The organism is Streptomyces sp. ISL-94 (genome assembly GCF_018614075.1).
GTDB lineage: Bacteria > Actinomycetota > Actinomycetes > Streptomycetales > Streptomycetaceae > Streptomyces.
Genome location: NZ_JAGGOZ010000026.1, coordinates 99,509 through 119,685, shown reverse-complemented (window position 1 = coordinate 119,685; position 20,177 = coordinate 99,509). Strand labels below are relative to the sequence as shown.

Below are 20,177 nucleotides of genomic sequence, written 5' to 3'. Positions count from 1 at the left end.
CCACCCCTTCAGTCAGTCACTCATCCGTCAAAAGCGGTCATAGCATCACAAGAGATGTGCACTGTGTGCAAGCACCGGATATCACCGTGTTGAGGGCGAGTTGGGCATATGGGGCAATATGCCCGGCGGTGGGTATGCAAAAAGCCCCCCACCCGTCGGAGTGGGGGGCCGGGAAGTCCGGGAACCTGTTCAGCGTACGGGTTCAGCGCACCAGTTCGGTCATGAACTCGCCGATGCCGGAGGCGGCATCCGATATCCCTTGGAAACCGATTCCCACCATCTCGGCCGCCCGCTTGGGCTGAGTGATGATCACGAAGAGGACGAACACCGTGAGGGCGCCCGTGATGAGCTTCTTGGTGTCCATGAACGGTGACGGCCTCCCCAACCGGTCCTGCGCGGTCGGGTGAGTCTAACCGGTCAAGTTTGGACACTCACCCGGCCTTTAAGGACCAATGACCCGCCACTCCAGGTCCTTTGCCGCTGTGTCCCCGGTTGCGGTGGGCGCAGGATGGGTGTGAGCCCACCGGTTCTGGCAGGAAACCGGTGGGTGAGGGAGAGGACCTCACTGCGGGGTCCGAGCCGCAAGCTTCCCCCTGACTGCGGCCCGGACTGGCAGGTCCCGTTCTCACCGGGGGAAGTGGCTTTGTCCCCCCGATGCCACTTCCCCCGTCCCACACGTGGAAGGCCCCGGCTCCGGTCTGGGCCTTCTTCGCTTTTCCCGCGCTTTCGCTGCCTTCGGCTTCGGCGGCCGGATTTCTCCGTTACTGGATGGCGCCGGCCAGCTCGACGATCGGCTGTACGGGGGCGATCAAGGGCTCCAGCTGGTTGGGCAGTTCCATCAGCTGGTTGAGCTGGTTGGCGCCCTCGCTGAGCTTCGCGCCGATCTCCTGGACGGAGGCCGGCTGGGCCCCCGCGGGCATGCCCGGAGCCGCCGTGGGGAGGTCCGGGAGGGTGAGGGGGGCGAGGGGCGCGGCCGAGGCGGCGGGTGCGGCGAGGCCCGCGGCGGCCCCCGCGAAGGCGAAGGCGGCGAGCATGCGCTGGGTCTTGGTCATGCCGTGACAACGGCCGAGGGGGCGGGCGGTCACGCGGGCGTCATCCGTAGAGACGCGTGGGGATACGCCGAGAGCCCCGACCCTTGCGGGGCGGGGCTCTCGATCGGAGCGGTAGTGGAGGGATTTGAACCCCCGATGGGTTGCCCCATACTCGCTTTCGAGGCGAGCTCCTTCGGCCACTCGGACACACTACCGAGATGGATCCTAGCCTAAGGAGCCGCATTCGCTGAAATCGGAATCTGCCCGGCCGCTCACAGGTCGCGGAAGAAGTCCGTCAGCTGCCGGGCGCATTCCTCGGCGAGGACGCCGCGCACCACTTCGGGCCGGTGGTTGAGCCGGCGGTCCCGTACGAGGTCCCACAGCGACCCGGCCGCGCCCGCCTTCTCGTCGTCCGCGCCGTAGACGACCCGGGCGACGCGCGACTGCACGAGCGCGCCCGCGCACATCACGCACGGCTCCAGGGTCACCACGAGGGTGCACCCCGGAAGCCGCCATTCCCCGAGCCGGGCGGCCGCCCGGCGCAGCGCGACCACCTCGGCGTGCGCCGTGGGGTCGCCGGTCGCCTCGCGCTCGTTGTACCCGGTGGCCAGGATCTCGCCGTCCGGGCCGAGCACGACGGCGCCGACCGGTACGTCACCGGCCGGCACCGCCCGGGCGGCCTCCGTGAGCGCGAGGCGCATGGAGGCCTGCCACGGGTCCCTCACGGGATCGAGGTCGGGGTCGGGGTCGGGGTCGGGGTCGCGCTGTGCGTCGGGCGTGTGGTGCGGGTGGTGCGCGTCGTGCGTGTGGGTCACTAGCGGACGGCCTCCAGGACCTCGGTCGCGCCGAGCGATTCGGCGATCTCCGAGAGGGCGTCCCCGTCCAGGCCCATGAGCTGCTTGTGGGTCACCCCGAGGTCGTCGAGCAGCCGGGGGTCGCCGAGCGGTCCGGACGGCACCGGCTCCGCGCCGGTCCCGCCCGCCTCGTCCTCGTCGTCGTCCTTGTCGGCGAAGGCGGTGATGGCCTCCTCCTCGCCGTCCTCGGTTCCGTCCAGGTCCAGCTCGTCGAGTTCGTCGTCCTCCTCGTCATTGCCCAGCAGCTCTTTGGTCAGCATCGAGCCGTAGGAGCTGCGGGCGGCCGCGGGGGCGTTCGATACGAAGTACCGCGGGTCCTCCTCGCCGTCCACGCGGACGACGCCGAACCAGGCGTCCTCCTGCTCGATGAGGGCGACCACCGTGTCGTCGTCGACAGCGGCGGAACGGGCGAGATCGATCAGATCACTGAGGGACTCGACGTCGTCGAGTTCCATGTCGCTCGCTTCCCACCCGTCTTCGGTGCGCGCGAGCAGTGCGGCGAAATACACCGTGACTCTCCCACTGGTCTTAGGCGTGCCGGTTGGAGGTCCCCCCGGCCGGAGGTTGGAGCGGAACGGCTGTGGTGCGCGCCGTCCTGCCCCGCCCAATCGGCATCGTGGCAGAAATGGCGGCCTTGCGAGAGGTCTTCCGCGCTTGCGTCGTGCCGTGCCGTGCGCTGCGCGGCTTGTGCGGGGGGTGTGGGGCGGTGGTGCCGTACGGGTCCGGGGGCTTGGCCGGGGCGTGCCCCGGCTCCCCGCTGTGCCGGGCGCGCCTCGGCCGTGTCGCGGTGGCGGGCCTGCCGGGTGCCGCCGCCCGGTCCCTGCGCCTCAAGCGCCGGCGGGGCTGGATGTGCCGCCGTGGTCTGGCGGGTGCGGCGCCGTTGCTGGGGCTCCGCCCCTGGGCCCCCGCGCCTCAAGCGCCGGCGGGGCTGAAGATGGGGGCTCCGCCCCTGGGCCCCCGCGCCTCAAGCGCCGGCGGGGCTGAAGATGGGGGCTCCGCCCCCGCGCCTCAAACGCCGGCGGGGCTGGATTTGCCCCCCTCGTTTACGTTGCTGCCCCGGGCCTCAAGGGCCGGCGGGGCCGGGGGTGTCGCGGGGCTGAGCGGAGGTGGTTACCAGCGGAAGGTGCGCATGCGCATGTGTTGGCGCATGCGGGCTGCGCGGGCGCGGCGGGGTTGGACGCGGTCGCGGAGTTCGCGGGCTTCCAACAGGTCGCGCAGGAACTGCGCGCGGCGCGCTCGCCGCTGGGCGGCGGTTTCCGGCGCGTCGTCGGTCGGCTGTGTGTCGGGCATCGGCCACCACCCCGGGCTGGTCGGTCGTCCCCCTCGGCTCCCACCTTCCCCCGGACGGGCCGTTTGATGCCACCCCTGTGCAGGTCAGGCGTCGTCCGAGAGGGTCGGGACCACCGCCACCGGGCCGTGGGCGTGCTGGAGCACCGCGTTCGCCACCGAGCCGATCTGGAGCGACATGGCCGTGCGCCGCGGGTGGTGTCGGCCCACGACCACCAGGGCCGCCGACCGGGAGGCGTCGACCAGCCGGCCCGCCGCGTCCCCCGGTACGGCGGCCTGCTCCACCGGGACGTCCGGGTAGAGGGTGCGGAACGGCGCCAGCCGCTCCGTCTGGGCGCGGAGCATTTCGCGTTCGGCCGGGACGCCTTCGCCCTCGTCCGCCAGCCCCTCCGGCGGGATCACCGCGAACGGGCTGTCGATCACCATGGTCGGCGCCGGCGGGACGGCGTACGCGGACACCACCTGGACGGTGGTCCCCCGCACGGCTGCCTCCGCGAACGCGAAGGCCAGTACGTCGTCGGGCGTCTCCGCGGCGTGCAGCCCGAGCACCACCCGCCCGGCCGAAGCCCCCGTCTCGGCATCCGCGCTCCGCTCCGCGTGCGGAACCACCACCACCGGACACGGCGCGGTCGTGGCCACGGCCCTGCTGTTCGAGCCGAGCAGCAGGCTGGCGAAGCCGCCGCGCCCCCGGGAGCCCATCACCAGCATCCGCGCCTCCGCCCCGATGACCCGCAGCGCTTCCGGAACGGAGCCCTCCAGCGATTCGTACTGCACCCCCTCCGGCAGCTCGGAGCGCCCGCCCAGCAGCGCCCGTATCCGTTCGTTCACCGGGTCGGGGAACTCCTCCGGCTCCGACGCGTCGTGCAGCGCCGCCCGGCGTCCCGCGTACAACTGGGCGTGGTCGGGCAGTACATGGGCGATCACGAGCCCCGTACCGTGGCGCAGGGCCGCGGCCCTGGCCCACTCCAGGGCCTTGAGGCTGTGTTCGGATCCGTCGACGGCTGCGATCACGGGTGCGTCAGTCATCTGTCCAGCCTGCTGGGCCCGCGCACGGTCCGCATCCCCACCCGGTCCCGGGCGTGGCCCGGCCGGTGGACGCCAAGGGCCCGCGCCAGCGCGTAGCCTTTTGGGTCTGGGTCGCGTCTCGCGGCCGTTTTTGCAGGTCGCAGGCCGAGTTTTGGAGGATGTTGTGCGTTTGCAGGTCGTCGATCACCCCTTGGTGGCGCACAAACTCACCACCCTGCGCGACAAGCGCACCGACTCCCCCACCTTCCGGCGGCTCGCCGACGAGCTGGTCACCCTGCTCGCGTACGAGGCCACCCGGGACGTGCGCACCGAGCAGGCCGACATCGAGACCCCGGTCGGCCCGACCACCGGCGTCAAGCTCTCCCACCCGCGCCCGCTGGTCGTGCCGATCCTGCGCGCCGGCCTCGGCATGCTCGACGGCATGGTGCGGCTCCTGCCGACCGCCGAGGTGGGCTTCCTCGGCATGGTCCGCAACGAGGAGACCCTGGAGGCCTCCACGTACGCGACGCGCATGCCGGAGGACCTCTCCGGCCGGCAGGTCTACGTCGTCGACCCGATGCTCGCCACCGGCGGCACGCTCGTCGCGGCGATCCAGGAGCTCATCAAGCGCGGCGCCGACGACGTCACCGCCGTCGTGCTGCTGGCCGCGCCCGAAGGCGTCGAGGTCATGGAGCGCGAGCTCGCCGGCACGCCGGTCACCGTGGTGACCGCCGCGGTCGACGAGCGGCTCAACGAGCACGGCTACATCGTGCCGGGCCTGGGCGACGCGGGCGACCGCATGTACGGCTCCGCGGAGTAGGCCTGGTAGGTCCAGGAGGCCTGGTCGGCCGCCCGGACCTGGGCGTTCAGCACTTCTTGACGGGCGCGGGCTCCGGGTTGGCCAGGAGGGCCAGCGCCTTGTCCGCGTCCGCCTTGGTGCTGAACTCCTTGAAGGCGTCGCCGAGGATCAGGTCGATGTCGGCGGTCTCGCGGGCGTCGGTCTGCTGCGTGACGCCGGCGAGCTGGGTGCCCAGGACGGCGAAGGCGGCCTTGTCGGTCGCCGGGGAGCCGAGCAGTATCCCGGTCCCGGGGACCTTCTTGTCGAAGTCGGCCGGGGCGTTGCCGACATTGCCGATGATGAAGCCGCGCTTCTTCAGCTCGTCGCCGACGGTCTTGGCCAGGCCTGCCCGCGGGGTCGCGTTGTAGACGTTGACGGTGATGTCGCCGGGCTGGGGGAGTACGACCGCCGGTTTCGCGGCGACCGGGGACGCGGCGGCGGGGCCACCGCCCTGGGCGGCGGCCTTGGGGGAGCCGGTCGGGCAGTCCTTGCCGCCAGCGGCCGTGTTCCGTTTGGAGCTGTCGCCCCGGAACACGTCGATGAGCTGCAGCGCCCCATAGCCGACCAGGGCGAGGGCGAGGACCGAGCCGAGTACGGCGAGGACGATGCGGCGGCGGCTCCGCTTACGGCTCATCCGCGGATAGGCGGCTCCCGTGACGCGGTACTTTCCGCCCATGCCGGGGGGAGTGAGCATGCTCATGGGCGCAGCGTAGTGCGGCCCGGGAGCGATGCCTACTAAATGATCTGCTGATAGGCCAATGCTGACCCGAAAGGCGCAATCTACGCGAAGCGCCGCTCAGTCTTGGAAGCCCGTCAGCCCCGTCAACCCCGTCAGCCCCGCTGGTTCAGTCCATCTCGAGGACGCGGGCGTGCAGGACCTGGCGCTGCTGGAGGGCCGCGCGGACGGCGCGGTGCAGCCCGTCCTCCAGGTACAGGTCGCCCCGCCACTTCACGACGTGCGCGAAGAGGTCGCCGTAGAAGGTCGAGTCCTCGGCGAGCAGCGTTTCGAGGTCCAGCTGGCCCTTGGTCGTCACCAGCTGGTCGAGCCGGACCGGGCGCGGCGCGACGTCCGCCCACTGCCGGGTGCTTTCCCGGCCGTGGTCGGGGTACGGCTTTCCGTTACCGATGCGCTTGAAGATCACACGGAAAGCCTACCGGGCCCGTGCCTGCGGGCGCAGCCTCGCGACGTTGGTGCAAAAGTGTCAAACACCGCCAATCCGGGAGTGATGCATGAGCGAGAGCACCGACCCCGCCGTCTCGGCGGGCCCGGCGGAGGAGATCGCCGCCGGATACGCCTTCACCGGACCCGCGCTCGATCTGGGGGCCCTGCTCTGGGACGGCCGCTGCCTGCCCGACCGCCAGATCCGCATCCCCCTGTCGATGCTCAACCGGCACGGGCTGGTCGCGGGCGCCACCGGCACCGGCAAGACCAAGACCCTCCAGCTCATCGCCGAGCAGCTGTCCGCCCACGGCGTCCCGGTCTTCCTCGCCGACATCAAGGGCGACGTCTCGGGCATCTCGGCCCCCGGCGCGGCCAACGAGAAGATCGCGGAACGGGCCCAGGACGTGGCCCAGGAGTGGGAGGCCACCGGATTCCCGAGCGAGTTCTACTCGCTGGGCGGGATCGGCCCCGGCATCCCGGTCCGGTCGACCGTCACGAGCTTCGGCCCGGTGCTCATGTCGAAGGTGCTGCAGCTCAACCAGACGCAGGAGCAGTCCCTCGGGCTGATCTTCCACTACGCCGATACCAAGGGCCTGGAGCTGATCGACCTCAAGGACCTGCGCGCGGTGGTCGCCTTCCTCGTCTCCGACCAGGGAAGACCGGAGCTCAAGGGCATCGGCGGGCTGTCCACCGTGACGGCCGGGGTGATCCTGCGGGCGCTGACCGCCTTCGAGCAGCAGGGGGCCTCGGAGTTCTTCGGCGAGCCGGAGTTCGACACGAGCGAGTTCCTCCGTACGGCCGCGGACGGGCGCGGACTCGTCTCCGTACTGGAGCTTCCCGCCGTCCAGGACAAGCCGCAGCTCTTCTCCACCTTCCTCATGTGGCTGCTCGCCGACCTCTTCAACGACCTGCCGGAGGTCGGCGACCTGGAGCAGCCCAAGCTCGTCTTCTTCTTCGACGAGGCCCACCTGCTCTTCAAAGGCGCCTCGAAGGCCTTCCTGGACTCGATCACCCAGACGGTGCGCCTGATCCGCTCCAAGGGCATCGGCGTCTTCTTCGTGACCCAGACCCCCAAGGACGTACCGGCGGACGTGCTCGCCCAGCTCGGCAACCGGGTGCAGCACGCGCTACGCGCCTTCACGCCCGATGACGCGAAAGCGCTGAAGGCGACCGTGCGGACCTTCCCGAACTCCCCGTACGACCTGGAGGAGCTGCTCACCGGGCTGGGGACCGGTGAGGCGGTCATCACCGTGCTCAGCGAGAAGGGCGCCCCGACGCCGGTCGCGGCGACCCGGCTGCGCGCCCCGCAGTCGCTGATGGGCCCGATCGAGGCGACGGCACTGGACCAGGCGGTGAAGTCCTCGCCGCTGTACTCGCGCTACGCGGAGCCGGTCGACCGAGAGTCGGCGTACGAGAAGATCAGCGCCGAGCAGGCCGCCGCGGAGGCGGAGGCGGAGGCGGCAGCGGCGGCCGCCGAGGCGGAGAAGCAGGCCAAGGCGGCCGAGAAGGAGGCCGCGAGGGCGGCGCGCAGCGCTCCGAAGCCGGATCGCTCGCCGGTCGAGCAGGTGGTGGGGAGCGGGCTGTTCCGCTCGCTTGCCCGGTCGGTCGGGACGCAGCTGGGCCGGGAGATCTCGCGCTCGATCTTCGGAACGGCCCGCAGGCGCCGCTGACCGGGGTCCCGCCGGCTTCGCGTCGGCGCAGACGGCTCGGCTCGGCCCGGCTCGCCGCAGGCGCCCGGTTCCAGGGGGAATCGAGTGAACCTGGTGCCGCGACCCGGATGGGCGCTGACAGACTCGGAGTATGCGGACCGAACTCACCGACACCACGTCCAGCAAGGTCAACCGGGCCCTGCTCGCCGCCCGCCGGGCGATAGGCAGCCCCACCACGGGCCTGGTCCTGACGCTCGTCATCGCCACCGACGAGGAGAACGCCTACGACGCCGTCCGCGCGGCCTCCGAGGCCTCGCACGAGCACCCCTGCCGCATCATCGCGGTGATCAAGCGGACCTCGCGGGGCCCGCACAGCCTGCGCACGAGCCGGCTGGACGCCGAGCTGCGGGTCGGCTCGGACGCCGGGACCGGCGAGATCGTGCTGCTGCGCCTGCACGGGGCGCTGACCGAGCAGGCCGGATCGGTCGTCCTGCCGCTGCTCGTGCCGGACGCGCCGGTGGTGGCCTGGTGGCCGGCCGACGCCCCGACCGACCTCGCCAAGGACCCCCTGGGTGCGCTGGCGCAGCGCCGGATCACCGACGCGGCCGCCGCTTACGACCCGGTCGGCGTACTCGACGAGCGGGCCGCCGCCTACCACCCCGGTGACACCGACCTGGCCTGGACGCGGCTCACGCCGTGGCGGGCCCTGCTGGCCGCCGCCCTGGACCAGAAGCCGCTGCCGGTGACCGGCGCGACGGTGGAGAGCGAGGCCGACAACGTGAGCGCCGAGCTGCTGGCGCGCTGGCTGGAGGACTGCCTCGGGGTGCCCGTCGCCCGGCTGGAGAGCGCGGGTCCGGTGATCACCCGGGTCAGCCTCCAGACCACGGGCGGGGAGATCCGGGTGGACCGGCCGGCCGGGAAGCTGGCCACGCTGGTCCTGCCGGGAAGCCCCGACCGCAAGGTGGCACTGAAGATCCGCAGCGACGCAGAGCTGATCGCGGAGGAGCTGCGCCGGCTCGACGCGGACGTGGTCTACGGCTCGGCGCTGCGGCGGCGGCCGCTCCAGGCGGGGCTCTCCGCGTAGTGGTTGTCGTACGTGGATGAGCTGTCCTTGATGTCCTGCACGGTGGCCTCGCCCGCGTTGACGCGGCCGAGGAGCCGGTAGTAGTCGAAGCGGCCCATGCCGGGGGTGAAGCCGACGAAGACGCTCGCCGTGTGGCCTGCGGCGGGGGCGAAGGCGTGCTTGACTCCCGGCGGGATCGCGATGAAGTCACCGGCGCCGAGGGTCTGGATCACGTCGCCGACGAGGACGTCGAGGCGGCCGGCCGTCACGTGGAAGAACTCGGTGGCCTTGGTGTGGAAGTGCACCGGGGCTCCGGCCGCGCCCTCCTCGAAGGTGGCGGTGTTGCAGGTGAGTTCGGCGGTATCGGTGAGCAGGGTGATGAGGCTGCCGGGGGCGTCGCAGATGGCTTCGGCGGTGGCGGCGCGGGTCGCGATCTCTGTCATGTCCCCCAACCTACGGTGCGGATAGACCGGCGCCAGGGGTCAATCCGGGACGGGTCGGGCCGGTCAATCGGGTGGGGGTCAGGACGCCTTGGCGGCCTTGGCGGCGGCCTTCATCTCCTGCTTGTGGGCCCGTACCTTGGCCAGGGACTCCGGCCCGGTGATGTCGGCGGCGGAGCGGTAGACGTTCGCCTGCCCGTAGCCCCCCGCGGCCTCCCGCCAGCCCTGCGGGCGCACCCCGAACCGCTTGCCCAGCAGGGCGAGGAAGATCTGGGCCTTCTGCTCGCCGAAGCCCGGCAGCGCCTTGAGCCGCTTCAGCAGCTCCGCCCCGGTCGGGGCGTCGGCCCAGACGGCCTCGGCGTCGCCGCCGTAGTGCTCCACGAGGTACGCGCACAGCTGCTGGATGCGCTTCGCCATCGACCCCGGGTAGCGGTGGACGGCGGGCTTCTCGGAGAGCAGGGCGGCGAAGGCCTCCGGGTCGTAGGCGGCGATGGCGTGCGCGTCGAGGTCCTCGGAGCCGAGCCGCTGGGCGATCGTCCAGGGCCCTGACAGTTCCGTGTACGTTCTGCGTGTTACAGCAGGTCGAGTTGTGATTACGGAGCGTCCTTGTGGCCGATGAGTGGCAGCTGTTCTGGACCGACAGAGGCGGCGAGCCCGCGGATCTGGCGATCGTCGGTGCGGTTGATCTGGCGGAGCGCGAGCGACAACTTGGGATCCGGCAGCGACAGCCGATCCTGGTCTCTCCCGGGGGTCGTGTTGATGCTCGGTTGAGTGAGTTCTTCCGCCGTCCGCCGTTCGTGGGGAAGGCGCCGGGTACGCAGGAGTCGTACGCGCTGGACTACCGCTTGTTCTTCACGTTCCTGTGGCGGTCGGGCCTGACCTGGGACCGCGCGACGGCTGAGGACCTGGAGGGCTGGGAGGACTGGCGGCTCCGCGCCGAGGCCAACGACGCTCCGATCGGGGGCGCGAAGTGGGGGCGGGAGCTCGCGGCCCTGCGGATGCTCTACGACTGGGCGACGGCACGGGGATACGTCGCAGTGAGCCCGGTACGTCTGCGTTCGGTCCGTAGGCGGGACGGCGCGATGGGCGAGGTCCCCGAGCTGGCCCCGGCGGACGTTCGGACATCGGACGTGAAGTGGCTGACGCCGAGGGCTTGGAGGCTGTGGCGGGATGTCGGCCTGCGGGGGATGCTGCCGGACGGAATGGAGGATCCGGCCTGGCGGGGCCGCAACGACGGACGGGACGCGGCCTTCGCCAGCCTGCTCTACGGCAGCGGTCTGCGACGCCGGGAGGCCGGGACACTGCTGGCTTCCGAGCTGCCCCCGCTGAGCGATCAGCGGTTCTATGCGGCGCGGTTGGCGACCGCAGCAGCCAAACGCGCTGGCCGCCACTTCTACGTCAGTCACGCCAGCCTGCGGGAGGTGAGCGACTACCGGCTGACCACGCGGGCGCTCGCGGTACGCCGGGCCCAGGAAGCGGGCGTCTACGAACGGCTTGGAGGGGTTCGCGTCATTGAGGAAGTCACCCGGCGGGGTGAAGTCCGCTGGAGTGCATCGGGCGGCCGCACGGGACGGGTCGGGCTGAACGAACTCGACGACCGGCAGCGGCTGCGGCTGTTCGTCCGGGGCCCGCAGGGCCTGGAGCCTGCGATGTTGTGGCTGACCGAGTCCGGACTGCCCCGCCGCTACCGGGGCTGGAGCAACCTGTTCGCACGGGCCAACCGCCGATGCAAGGCCCTGGGCCTGGAGCTGTTCGCCACACCGCACATGGCCCGGCACTCGTTCGCGCTGCGCATGGTGGTGTCACTGCACTACGCGATGGACCGCCGCATGGGGCTCAGCCCGGACCAGCGGCGCCACTACGAGGAGATCTACGGCGGTGTCTGGTCGATGGTCAAGGACCTCCTGGGCCACCGCTCGGAGGAGACCACCCGGGCGATTTACCTGGAGCCGGTTCGTGGTCTGCAACTCGAAAGCCTGCTCATGGGCCGGGAGGACAGCGAGACCACCGAGCTGCTGGCGCTGATCGCCGAACGCACCGGGCTGGTCCTCGACGTTCCCGGGGCCGTGGCGTGAGCGGTCGGGGACGGCGGGCTGCGCTTCCGGCCCAGCGGCATCAGCGTCCGCCGAACCTGTCGGCCGACGGCCTGGCTGTTCACGCACGGGGACCGCACGGGGAGGATCTCGGCCGGTTCGACTTCGGGCAGTGTCCCGGCTCGGAGGAACTGCGTCGTGAACTGATGGCGGCTTTCGGCAAGTTGGCGGGGAGGGAGTGGAACGCGGCGGCGACTTTGCAGAGCCGGGCCAAGCTGATGCGGCACTTCCTGCGGTGGTCCGCAGACCGCACCCCACCCGTCACCGAGGTCGGGCACCTCACGCCCGCCGTCTGGAATGACTGGGTCCTGCCAGGTGACTACCGGTGGCGGCTGAAGCGGCTGTTGCTCACGGTGGAGTCACTGCCGCCGGCCACAAGAGCGGCTCTGAAGCTCTTCCGAGGTGGCGCCCCACGGCCCGCACCGGCCCGGACCTACTCCGAGGAGGAGTTCAAGGCGATCAAGGACGCGGCGGCCCGCACGCTGCGCACCGCGCAACTGCGGATCGAGGAGAACACCAGGCTGCTGGAGCGGTGGCGGGCCGGACAGATCACTCCGGACGGTGCCGAGGTACAGCTGGCGGAAGTCCTGGACGAGCTCAGCCGGACCGGCCACCTGCCCTGGCAGCCTTCAGCCGGCGGCCACCGCCACCTGCACGAGCCGGTTCGCACCGTCGTGCACCGCGCTGGCGGGGTGGCAGCGATGACGGCCCGGCTGTTCCCCACCTGCGCCGAGATGGGTGCCGCCGCCGTGCTGCTGATCTGCCACGAGGGATGGAACCTCTCCGTCCTCCAGAAGATGCGGATCCCCGGCCATTCGCCGAACACGGACGCCTCGGACGGCGCCGAGGTGATCCACCGGATCGCGACGGACAAACCCCGTCGCGGGGCACGCCGACGGCACGCCAGCAACAGCCTGGTGGATCTCGGCGAAGGCACCGCCGGCCGGGTCATCCGCCGGATTCTCCGCATCACCCAGCCACTTCGGAACCTGCTGGAGAGCCTGAACATGCCGGACGACCGGCTGCTGTTGGCCTGGTCGCAAGACGGGCTGATCCAGGCCGACAACTGGGACGGGCAGACCCTGCCCTACTTCATCCGCGCATGGGCTGAGGGCCTGGCACTGACTCGCGACGGCCGTCCGCTTTCCGCGCAGGCCCTGCGCAACACCGCACAAGGTATCTACGGACGCCCCCGGAACAACACCCAGCGCACGCATGACGACGTCTACCTCATGCGCAACCCGGACATCCGTGAGGCATCCGCCGACGTCGTGGCCGCCGGCCTGCACGCGGCTGTCGATCACGCATATGCACAAGTCGGGATGCGCGTCGTGGCATCCAGTCCGGACGGGGAGAGCGCGGAGGCGGTGGCGGCCGCGTCGGGACTGACACCGGCCGTGGCCTTCGACCTCGTCGGCGGCAGGCTCGACACGGCGGTAGCCGCCTGCACCGACTTCGAGCACAGCCCGTTCACCCCGTCCGGGCCCTGCGCAGTGTCGTTCCTGATGTGCTTCGCCTGCCCCAATGCGGTGGCCACCAGCCGTCACCTGCCCCGGATCACCTATCTGCACCAAGCGCTCGCCGCGATCCGCGCCACGGTCACGCCGGAGATCTGGGCCGCCGACTGGGCAGAGCACTTCGCCCGCGTCTCCGCGCTCGTGGAGGACCACACCACCGAGCACAGCCGCCGTCGGTTCCTGGCGGAGCTGACGGACGACGACCACGCCCTGATCGACCGCATGATGGAAAGACGCCTCGACCCGTGACTCACCTGCTTCTTGAACACAACAACGCGCTGGTCAACCCCGCGCCGGACACCCCTGTCTTCACGCTGGACCGGGCCCGGCCGGGAGCCACGGCCGCTGACGTTCCACGCTTCGCCGACCCCATCTGGAACCTGGCGGCGCTCGCCCACGGCGAGGCGACGACGACCCTCAGCATCGTCTGGGAGAACTTCGCCGTGCCCTTGCGTTCCGGCTTCATGCGGGCGGGCTGGGCCCTGCTCAACCTCCCCACCCCGCAACCGCTGATGGCTGACTCCCGGGCTGCCACCCGGGAACGTCCGGCCGCCGTCACGCTCACAAGAGTGATCAGAACCTGGAGCTATTTCGCCCGCTGGTTGGGGTCTCGATCGGTCCGTTCACTGGACGAAGTGACGCGTGACCTCATGGTGGAGTACGCCACCGAGCGTGGTGGACTGGGCGCCTGCCGCACGGTTATCGTCCATGAGCTGTTCTCGATCACCCGACTCTGGGCCTTCGCGCCGTTCCTGCTGCCCGAGGACCGCATCCCCATGCCGCCGTGGGAAGACGCAGAAGTCGGCGGGACCGGCGCCTACGCCGACGGGCTCAGGCAGTGGCAGCGACGTGGCGAGAACGCCACCGCCCCCATCCATCCCTCTGTCATGTCACCGCTGCTGGTCTGGGCCCTTCGCACGGTCACCGACTTTGCGCCCGACATCCTCTCCGCCCGCGCGGAGATGCGCCGGCTCCTCGACAACGCCCCCAGTCGCGCTGAACCCGGCGGCCGGGACAAGGTACGCGCCTACTTCCGGCGCCTCGAAGAAACCGGCGAGCCCGTCCCTGCCTTTAACAGCCCCCGCATCAAGACTCTCCGGCAAGGCCACCAGCAGCGAACGGGCTCGCCACCGCCTCCGCTGCCGAGCCACAACCAGTTCATTGCCGGCCTGCTCGGTGTGTCCGTGGGACAGGTCAACCAGCTGGTCAGTTCTTGCCTGCGGGATTCCGACCGACTCGCGACCGGGGACGGCGCCCCGCTGGCCACCGAGATCAACGGCCACCTCGACGGCCGCTCATGGCGTGGAGTGATCGACTTCGAAGAGGTCCAGGACCTGGCGGAACACCTGATGACCGCCGCCCTAATCGTTATCGCCTACCTCTCCGGCATCCGGCCCCGAGAGGTTCTGCAACTACAACGGGGCTGTTGCACCTCGGAACACCGCTCTGACGGCACCGTCCGCCACCGCATCACCGGCCGCCACTTCAAGACCGTCACCGACAGCCGCGGGAACCACGTGCCTCAAGGCGCCCTGCGTACTCACCCGTGGACCGTAATCGCCCCCGTTCAACAAGCCGTCACCGTGCTGGAAGCCCTGACGGACGGCCGGCTGCTGTTCCCCCGCTCACTATCGAAGTGCCACAAACCCCGCACCTACCTCGGCTCAGCGCTGACGCCGGCCCTGGCCATCGCCCGCATCCGCCGGTTCTCCGCTTGGTCCAACGAGCTCGCCCGGTACCACGGACGCGACCACGAAGCCATTCCGGACGATCCCGAGGGCGCCGTCACCCTGCGACGCTTCCGCCGCACGATCGCCTGGTTCATCGTCCGTCGCCCCTCCGGCCGCATCGCCCTGGGCATCCAATACGGCCACCTCAGTGCCTCGCTCGCGGACGGATATGGGGGCCGCTCGACCACAGACATGCTTCAGCTCCTCGACCTGGAACAAGCCCTGGCCACTGCGGAAACCCTCGCTGCGGCCGCCGAACGCCTTACCGCCGGTGAAGGAGTCAGCGGCCCCGCGGTCGGCCGCTACCTCACCGCAGCCAGCGAATTCCAGACCACCTACGCAGGTGGATTCCTCAGCAAGCGGCAACACAAGGCCCTCATCGCCAACCCCCGACTTCAGGTCTTCGATCACCCGGAATCGTTCCTGACCTGCAATTACGACCCTCACGCGGCACTCTGCAACCCCGCACGCGGGAAGGCTGACGCCACGACCCAGCGAACCCCCAGTCGCAACCGCTGTCACAGCACCTGCCCAAACATCTCCCGCACCGACACCCACATGGACCTAGCCGCGAAAGAGATCGAACAGATCAGTGCCGAAATCAGTGACGGGCTCCTGCCGCACCCAATCCGGCGGCGCCTCCAGCAACGACAGCAAGTGCTCGATGCCCTGATCGAAGCCCACCGTTCCAGCCGCACCACCACCGGAGAAGGCACCCATGTCTGACACCGCCACGGCGCCGGCGCTTGCCGAGACCATCGGCACGGCCCTCGCCGTCGCTGCCGACACCGCATCCGGGGGGAACGCCGAGGATCGCGAGGAGATCCGCGTGATCACCGACGCCATGATCCGACTCCTGGCCGGTGTCCCTCTGCACTCTGACGGGCAGCTGACCGTCAAGTCGCTGGCCGCAGAATCCCAGCTCAAGCGCCACAAACTCACTCACAAGCACACCGGGCTTAAGGATCTCTTCTATGCCCTCGTCCGTTCCCAGGACCACCGCCCCCAGATCGCACAAGACCTCAGAGAGGACAACGACCGGCTCCGAGTACAGGTGGCATCCCTTCGGGAGGAACACCGAAAACTCAAGGAACGGCTCTACACGTTCGCCAGAGTCATCCACGTCCTGGAGGTCGAGAACAACCAGCTGCGGCGAGCACAGCCCGGCAGCGCAGTCCGGGCCTTCCCGCAACGTCAGAAATAGGCCCTTGCCGGGCCCCGCGAGCCTCACACGACCTTGGGGACCATCAGAGCAGCGTTAGCACCTGTGCTGATCCAGACATGACACGCATGCGGCCGAGCGCCTGAGTTGGCGAGTTAAGGCGTGATCTGGCGAAGTGCGGTGGACTGAGGGTTATTGGCGAGCGTCAAGGCGGTGCTGCAAAGAACCATCCGGGCCGAAGACGTCCATCAGATAGCCGTGTTTGAGCGACAGATTCTCTTTGTGCTCCAGGTATCTGGTAATCGATTCCTTGAGGTCATCGAACGGCTTAGCGTCTTCGTCTGGGTTGTGCGTCCACACGGTCAGCAGGGGAACCCCGTCCGGACCGGAACTCTGCTGGATGCCGTACACGTCTTTCGTTCCGCCGGAGCGACGGTAGCGGTCAGCGAGCTGAACCGCGGCATCCGGGGCCACGGTGGTAGTAGCCGTGGGGCCGGGGGTGCCAGAGGGACGGCGGTCTGGGCTCGGGGTGCTGTCGACGGTACATCCGGACAGCAGGATGGTGCATCCGAGGCAGGTCAGGGCCACCACGCGGGCGAAATGGTTCATCGTGCCATTTTCACCAGCTTGTGAAGAGACGACTAGCTATCGGCGCCAGTCTTTCAGACCTTCCGCGTCAGCGTGATCTGCGCGGCCACCTCACCGTCGCTGCCGAAGCCGACAGGACACCGCAGACACACGAGGTACTCAGGGAACACTGAAACCGGGTCCACCGGTACTTACTGCTGCACTCAACTCGTCGAATCGGAGGCTGAGTCTGCTGGAGGTGCCGGTTCAGGCGCTTTGGCGAGCGGCGGAGGGGCGGAGCTTCTTCTGGGTGATGCGGTGGGTCATGAGGGCGATAGCTGCCCAGGTGATGAGGGCTTCGCTGTGCTGGTACCGGCCAGGAACCCCAAGCCGCGCACGCAGGCCGGGACACGACAAAGCCCCTGCCGCAAGCTGGCGGCAGGGGCGAAGCACAAGGGGGTCACCGAGTGGGGTGGCCCCAGCGCCGGTAGTCGTCACACGTCTCGACCGCCGCACCGGCGGGACGGTCCGTAATCCGCTCAGCGCCCTCACCGCAGCTCTTCCACGGCTGGAACCAGAACAGGAGTCCGCCGGCCAGAACGGCGATCCCAACCAAAACCCAGGCAACGGTACGACCCGACATGCCAGGCACCTTTCCTCAAAGCCGCGATCTGCTACATAGTCAGCGCGTCAGCGCGGTCGTCCCAAGACCCGGTGCCCCAGCCCGGATAGTCCTGCTGCCGCAGATCGCCGTAGGCGCACCCGAGGCAGACGATGAAGGTCGGGTCGACCATGTTGTCCCGGTAGTCGATGAGCGTCATGCCACCCATTTCATCGTTGTTCGCCACCGATGTCGTCTGGTCGCGGAACCCGTACTGCCCGAGCGTCTTCGTGCCGTCCATGTCCCATTGGAGCTTACGCCCGGTGTAGTCCAGGTCCGCGTACACGCACGTGAATCCCCACGAACAGCCAGGCGACGCAGCCGCCACGGAAGCCGACAGAGTGACGGCCGAAGCGGCCGGGACCGTCTCCATCCTGCCCTGCGGGTTCATCTTCATGTCGCCGCGTCCCGCCGGAGGCGCCTTGACTGTCTCGGGGTGCCCCGCCTTGAACTCGGCCAGGTCTGCTTCCGCCTGGGCGTCGGTGTCGAAGCAGCGCACGGTCAGATCGGCGTACTCCGTGCACACCGTCGCGGTACCCCAGCCCTTGGCCAGGTCGATGGGCTTGCCGTTGTGCAACGCGACCACAGGTCCCTTACGGGCCTTTGCGTCACGGGCCCGGTCCGCTGAGTCGGCCGCCCCGCGGTTCTCCGCGACTGGGGTCGGGGCCACCGCCACGGAAGGCGCAGCCATGCCCAGAGTGAGGGCCGCCCCGACGGTCAGTGCCGCCACAATTCTTCCGATGTTCATATTTCCCCCGGATTGTTGAAATCGCGGCTGACGCTACGTGGCATCAACTCCCACGCCCACAGGGTTTTCGGGCACATCCACCTGTCCAGACCCGGCCTGGACAGGGCAACGGATGGTCCCCAAGGCCGGTCGAGGACCGGCTTCAGCTCAGCCTCGCCCACGGGAAGGTCAAGAGGCCGTGATCCCCGCCAAGGCTGCCGCCAAGGCTGCCGCCTGCAGGGGCACCCTGGCGGGGGATCACGGCTTCACTTGCCTACGAGCCGATGAGGTCGCGGATGCGGTCGAGCTTTTGCTCCGGGGGCAGCGCTTCGCTCCGGCCGGCCGCCAGACCATCCAGAACGGCACGGGCGTCGTGCTTCTGGGGGTGCAGAACGGCGTCGACGACCTGGGCCCGGGCGCCACCGCCCTTCTCGTAGATCCAAACCGTCTGCCCCTGCCGGGGGACGGTCACAAGGCTGTACGTGCGGCGCCCGGACCTTGCCGAGGTCTGAGCACCGCCCGTGCCGTGCTCGGGTATCTACCAGCTTTCAGCGGGTTACTTGTTCCCGGGGGTGTCTGGGGACTCCAGAACCGACTAGACAGACATGAGCATCCGGGCAACACGCTCAGACTGGACACGGAACGAGAACGCCCACTCCATCGGTACCTGCTGGTCGAGCAGCATCCCGACGAGGGCGGCGAGCGGGCTCCGGCCGAGCAGTGCGTCGGCCTCGGGCTGCTGCGCGAGCCGGATGGTGACGCCCTTGGGGTCCTTGTCGTCCGTGTCGTTCATGGCTCCAGCGTCCCGCGCGGCGGCGTTCCGCGCACGGTCGGCGCGCGGTTGTCGGACCCCCCGCCTAGCGTGGATCCGTACGCCGACACAGGCACAGGCACAGGCACAGGCACAGGCACAGGCACAGTCGCAGACAGGACACAGGAGTCGATCATGACTGAGTTCTCAGAAGGCGCTCCCTGCTGGGTGGACGCCATGTTCAAGGACGTGGAGGGCGCCAAGAGCTTCTACTCCGAAGTCCTGGGCTGGACCTTCGGCGAGGCGTCGAGCGAGTTCGGCAACTACACGCAGGCCTACTCCGACGGCAAGGCGGTCGCCGCCGTGGTCCCGCCGATGCCGGGAGGCGACGCGCCGTCGCAGTGGTGTCTGTACCTCGCCTCCCCCGATGTCGAGGCGACCGCCGAGAAGATCAAGGCGGCGGGCGGCGAGCTGCTGATGGAGCCGATGCAGGTCGGCACCTTCGGCTCGATGGCGATCGCCAAGGAGCCGAGCGGCGCGGTTTTCGGCGTCTGGCAGCCGGGTGAGCACAAGGGCTTCGAGAAGATCGGCGAGCCGGGCTCGTACGCCTGGGCCGAGTTCTTCAGCCGGGACGTGCAGAAGGTGGATGCCTTCCTGCCCAAGGTCTTCCCGTACGGCACCCAGCAGATGGACATGGGTGACAGTCCGGAGGCGGAGGGCATGGACTACAAGATCTACAGCCTGGGCGGCAAGGAGAACCCGGTGCTGGGCCGGATGACCATGGGCTCGGAGTTCCCGCCGGAAATTCCCTCCTACATCCAGGTCTACTTCGGCGTGGACAACTGCGACGAGGCGGTCGCCAAGGCGAAGAAGCTGGGCGGAACCCTCCACTTCGGGCCGATGGACAGCCCCTTCGGCCGCTTCGCCGCGCTGACCGACCAGCAGGGGGCCGCCTTCGCCGTGATCGACATGTCGACCACGGTCGGGGAGATGCCGAACTTCGCCTGAGGTGCCGCGTGCCCCTGCCGGTGTTCCACGGCAGGGGCACGGGCGTCAGCGGAGGCCGTAGCCACGTACGCGGGGTGCCGGAGCAGCGGGGCGTGTCAGAGGAGGAATAGCGGGCCCTCACCGCGCCCCGCCAGGTCCGCACACGCCTGATCACCCGTATGCCGCAGCCGATTCACCGCAGAATCGATCGGCCGCGTCGCGTTCGTCGGCGGTGCAGTCGCCGCATCTGCCGGGGGCCTGGCTGCGGAAGGCGCGGTTGCAGCCCTCGCACGTCTGGAAGGGGTCCGGCGGCACGAAGGCGGCTCTCCGGAACAAGGGTTCCAGCTCGGGCGGCAGTTGGGCCGTGAGGCGGTGCGCGATCAGTCCCGCGGGGTGGCGGACCGGGTCGGGAACGTTCGCCGTGAGCACGGCGGTGATGGCGTCCCACGTCCCGCCGCGTTCCAGCCAGGTCTCGACGCCCCCGGCGAGTCGCTCGATGTCCCGTTCGCCGAGGAGCAGCCGCGGATCGGTCCGTCGCAGCCCGCCGAGCAGGGCCACGGCCGCCCGGCGGCGGGGCGACACCGGCTCGGGCGCACGGACGGGCCGGGCCGCCGGCTCGGCCTGCGGCTCCCGTACGGGCTCAGGCTCGGCCT

Annotated in this window: 20 protein-coding genes, 1 tRNA gene and 3 pseudogenes; 8 read left to right on the top strand and 16 right to left on the bottom strand. The window is 69.9% G+C overall.

Annotated features, from left to right (window positions below; translation table 11 throughout):
* Positions 1-202: 202 nt before the first annotated feature.
* The 7 genes from J7E94_RS10130 to J7E94_RS10100 all read right to left on the bottom strand — a co-directional run bounded on the left by J7E94_RS10130 (position 203) and on the right by J7E94_RS10100 (position 4,198).
* Entirely contained in the window at positions 203-364 is a 162-nt protein-coding gene (locus tag J7E94_RS10130; protein ID WP_215014193.1) for a hypothetical protein, read from the bottom strand.
* Positions 365-761: 397 nt separating this feature from the next.
* Positions 762-1,085 carry a hypothetical protein gene (locus J7E94_RS10125; RefSeq protein WP_215014191.1) on the bottom strand — a complete coding sequence of 108 codons (324 nt, stop codon included), beginning with the start codon at positions 1,083-1,085 and terminating at the stop codon, positions 762-764.
* Positions 1,086-1,161: 76 nt separating this feature from the next.
* Positions 1,162-1,246 (bottom strand) — tRNA-Ser (locus tag J7E94_RS10120).
* A gap of 57 nt (positions 1,247-1,303) precedes the next feature.
* Positions 1,304-1,732, bottom strand: coding sequence for a tRNA adenosine(34) deaminase TadA (tadA, locus tag J7E94_RS10115; RefSeq protein WP_251056439.1), 429 nt, complete (start codon positions 1,730-1,732; stop codon positions 1,304-1,306).
* A gap of 113 nt (positions 1,733-1,845) precedes the next feature.
* Complete coding sequence (locus J7E94_RS10110; RefSeq protein ID WP_215014188.1) at positions 1,846-2,394, bottom strand: hypothetical protein; 549 nt, start codon at positions 2,392-2,394, stop codon at positions 1,846-1,848.
* A 601-nt stretch (positions 2,395-2,995) separates the two neighbouring features.
* Positions 2,996-3,175 carry a hypothetical protein gene (locus J7E94_RS10105; protein WP_215014186.1) on the bottom strand — a complete coding sequence of 60 codons (180 nt, stop codon included), beginning with the start codon at positions 3,173-3,175 and terminating at the stop codon, positions 2,996-2,998.
* A gap of 84 nt (positions 3,176-3,259) precedes the next feature.
* Positions 3,260-4,198: a universal stress protein gene (locus J7E94_RS10100; RefSeq protein WP_251056414.1), complete on the bottom strand. Its 939-nt coding sequence runs from the start codon at positions 4,196-4,198 to the stop codon at positions 3,260-3,262.
* A 163-nt stretch (positions 4,199-4,361) separates the two neighbouring features.
* Between J7E94_RS10100 and upp the strand changes: the two genes are divergently transcribed.
* A complete protein-coding gene (upp, locus tag J7E94_RS10095) occupies positions 4,362-4,997 on the top strand; it encodes a uracil phosphoribosyltransferase (protein WP_214353071.1) in 636 nt (211 codons plus the stop codon).
* Between the two features lie 46 nt (positions 4,998-5,043).
* On the opposite strand, the gene J7E94_RS10090 is transcribed toward upp, so the two are convergent.
* Both J7E94_RS10090 and J7E94_RS10085 read right to left on the bottom strand, forming a co-directional pair.
* On the bottom strand, positions 5,044-5,715 hold the full coding sequence (locus J7E94_RS10090) for a LytR C-terminal domain-containing protein (RefSeq protein WP_251056413.1): 672 nt from the start codon (positions 5,713-5,715) through the stop codon (positions 5,044-5,046).
* 145 nt (positions 5,716-5,860) lie between these two features.
* Positions 5,861-6,157, bottom strand: a complete 297-nt coding sequence (locus tag J7E94_RS10085) for a type II toxin-antitoxin system VapB family antitoxin (protein ID WP_017240525.1) — start codon at positions 6,155-6,157, stop codon at positions 5,861-5,863.
* Between the two features lie 88 nt (positions 6,158-6,245).
* Here J7E94_RS10085 and J7E94_RS10080 point away from each other — a divergent pair, with 88 nt between their 5' ends.
* Both J7E94_RS10080 and opcA read left to right on the top strand, forming a co-directional pair.
* Positions 6,246-7,847 (top strand): helicase HerA-like domain-containing protein, encoded by a 1,602-nt coding sequence (locus J7E94_RS10080; RefSeq protein ID WP_215014184.1) that lies wholly within the window; start codon positions 6,246-6,248, stop codon positions 7,845-7,847.
* Between the two features lie 130 nt (positions 7,848-7,977).
* Positions 7,978-8,910, top strand: coding sequence for a glucose-6-phosphate dehydrogenase assembly protein OpcA (opcA, locus tag J7E94_RS10075; RefSeq protein WP_215014182.1), 933 nt, complete (start codon positions 7,978-7,980; stop codon positions 8,908-8,910).
* Here the strand turns inward: opcA and J7E94_RS10070 are convergent.
* Both J7E94_RS10070 and J7E94_RS10065 read right to left on the bottom strand, forming a co-directional pair.
* Positions 8,859-9,332, bottom strand: coding sequence for a cupin domain-containing protein (locus J7E94_RS10070; RefSeq protein ID WP_215014180.1), 474 nt, complete (start codon positions 9,330-9,332; stop codon positions 8,859-8,861). The genes opcA and J7E94_RS10070 overlap by 52 nt on opposite strands.
* 78 nt (positions 9,333-9,410) lie before the next feature.
* Positions 9,411-9,875: pseudogene (locus J7E94_RS10065) on the bottom strand (HhH-GPD-type base excision DNA repair protein); the annotation flags it as partial.
* Between the two features lie 221 nt (positions 9,876-10,096).
* On the opposite strand from J7E94_RS10065, the gene J7E94_RS10060 reads away from it, so the two are divergent.
* The 4 genes from J7E94_RS10060 (at position 10,097) to J7E94_RS10045 (ending at position 15,873) form a co-directional block, all read left to right on the top strand.
* The gene (locus J7E94_RS10060; protein WP_215014178.1) at positions 10,097-11,404 is read left to right on the top strand and encodes a site-specific integrase; all 1,308 of its coding nucleotides are present in this window, start codon (positions 10,097-10,099) and stop codon (positions 11,402-11,404) included.
* 164 nt (positions 11,405-11,568) lie between these two features.
* Positions 11,569-13,188, top strand: a complete 1,620-nt coding sequence (locus J7E94_RS10055) for a hypothetical protein (protein WP_215014176.1) — start codon at positions 11,569-11,571, stop codon at positions 13,186-13,188.
* Entirely contained in the window at positions 13,185-15,395 is a 2,211-nt protein-coding gene (locus J7E94_RS10050; RefSeq protein ID WP_215014175.1) for a hypothetical protein, read from the top strand. Before J7E94_RS10055 ends, J7E94_RS10050 begins: the two co-directional genes overlap by 4 nt.
* Positions 15,388-15,873 (top strand): hypothetical protein, encoded by a 486-nt coding sequence (locus J7E94_RS10045; RefSeq protein ID WP_215014174.1) that lies wholly within the window; start codon positions 15,388-15,390, stop codon positions 15,871-15,873. Before J7E94_RS10050 ends, J7E94_RS10045 begins: the two co-directional genes overlap by 8 nt.
* Positions 15,874-16,023: 150 nt before the next feature.
* Here the strand turns inward: J7E94_RS10045 and J7E94_RS10040 are convergent, their stop codons facing one another.
* The 4 genes and pseudogenes from J7E94_RS10040 to J7E94_RS10025 all read right to left on the bottom strand — a co-directional run.
* Positions 16,024-16,440, bottom strand: a complete 417-nt coding sequence (locus J7E94_RS10040; RefSeq protein ID WP_215014173.1) for a hypothetical protein — start codon at positions 16,438-16,440, stop codon at positions 16,024-16,026.
* Positions 16,441-17,072: 632 nt separating this feature from the next.
* A complete protein-coding gene (locus J7E94_RS10035) occupies positions 17,073-17,750 on the bottom strand; it encodes a peptidase inhibitor family I36 protein (RefSeq protein WP_215014172.1) in 678 nt (225 codons plus the stop codon).
* Positions 17,751-18,060: 310 nt separating this feature from the next.
* Entirely contained in the window at positions 18,061-18,258 is a 198-nt protein-coding gene (locus tag J7E94_RS10030; RefSeq protein WP_215014168.1) for a hypothetical protein, read from the bottom strand.
* Between the two features lie 171 nt (positions 18,259-18,429).
* Positions 18,430-18,579: pseudogene (locus J7E94_RS10025) on the bottom strand (Fe-S cluster assembly protein HesB); the annotation flags it as partial.
* A gap of 153 nt (positions 18,580-18,732) precedes the next feature.
* Here J7E94_RS10025 and J7E94_RS10020 point away from each other — a divergent pair.
* Positions 18,733-19,545 (top strand): VOC family protein, encoded by an 813-nt coding sequence (locus J7E94_RS10020; RefSeq protein ID WP_215014167.1) that lies wholly within the window; start codon positions 18,733-18,735, stop codon positions 19,543-19,545.
* 150 nt (positions 19,546-19,695) lie between these two features.
* Here the strand turns inward: J7E94_RS10020 and J7E94_RS34350 are convergent.
* A pseudogene (locus J7E94_RS34350) lies at positions 19,696-20,177 on the bottom strand (helix-turn-helix domain-containing protein); the annotation flags it as partial.

Bases quoted from the DNA above. Each gene is read 5' to 3' on its own strand.
- J7E94_RS10040 (WP_215014173.1), bottom strand. From the start codon at position 16,440: ATGAACCATTTCGCCCGCGTGGTGGCCCTGACCTGCCTCGGATGCACC.
- J7E94_RS10090 (WP_251056413.1), bottom strand. From the start codon at position 5,715: ATGAGCATGCTCACTCCCCCCGGCATGGGCGGAAAGTACCGCGTCACG.
- opcA (WP_215014182.1), top strand. From the start codon at position 7,978: ATGCGGACCGAACTCACCGACACCACGTCCAGCAAGGTCAACCGGGCC.
- J7E94_RS10105 (WP_215014186.1), bottom strand. From the start codon at position 3,175: ATGCCCGACACACAGCCGACCGACGACGCGCCGGAAACCGCCGCCCAG.
- J7E94_RS10020 (WP_215014167.1), top strand. From the start codon at position 18,733: ATGACTGAGTTCTCAGAAGGCGCTCCCTGCTGGGTGGACGCCATGTTC.
- tadA (WP_251056439.1), bottom strand. From the start codon at position 1,732: ATGCGCCTCGCGCTCACGGAGGCCGCCCGGGCGGTGCCGGCCGGTGAC.
- J7E94_RS10035 (WP_215014172.1), bottom strand. From the start codon at position 17,750: ATGGCTGCGCCTTCCGTGGCGGTGGCCCCGACCCCAGTCGCGGAGAAC.
- J7E94_RS10080 (WP_215014184.1), top strand. From the start codon at position 6,246: ATGAGCGAGAGCACCGACCCCGCCGTCTCGGCGGGCCCGGCGGAGGAG.
- J7E94_RS10055 (WP_215014176.1), top strand. From the start codon at position 11,569: ATGGCGGCTTTCGGCAAGTTGGCGGGGAGGGAGTGGAACGCGGCGGCG.
- J7E94_RS10130 (WP_215014193.1), bottom strand. From the start codon at position 364: ATGGACACCAAGAAGCTCATCACGGGCGCCCTCACGGTGTTCGTCCTC.
- J7E94_RS10070 (WP_215014180.1), bottom strand. From the start codon at position 9,332: ATGACAGAGATCGCGACCCGCGCCGCCACCGCCGAAGCCATCTGCGAC.
- J7E94_RS10045 (WP_215014174.1), top strand. From the start codon at position 15,388: ATGTCTGACACCGCCACGGCGCCGGCGCTTGCCGAGACCATCGGCACG.
- J7E94_RS10100 (WP_251056414.1), bottom strand. From the start codon at position 4,198: ATGACTGACGCACCCGTGATCGCAGCCGTCGACGGATCCGAACACAGC.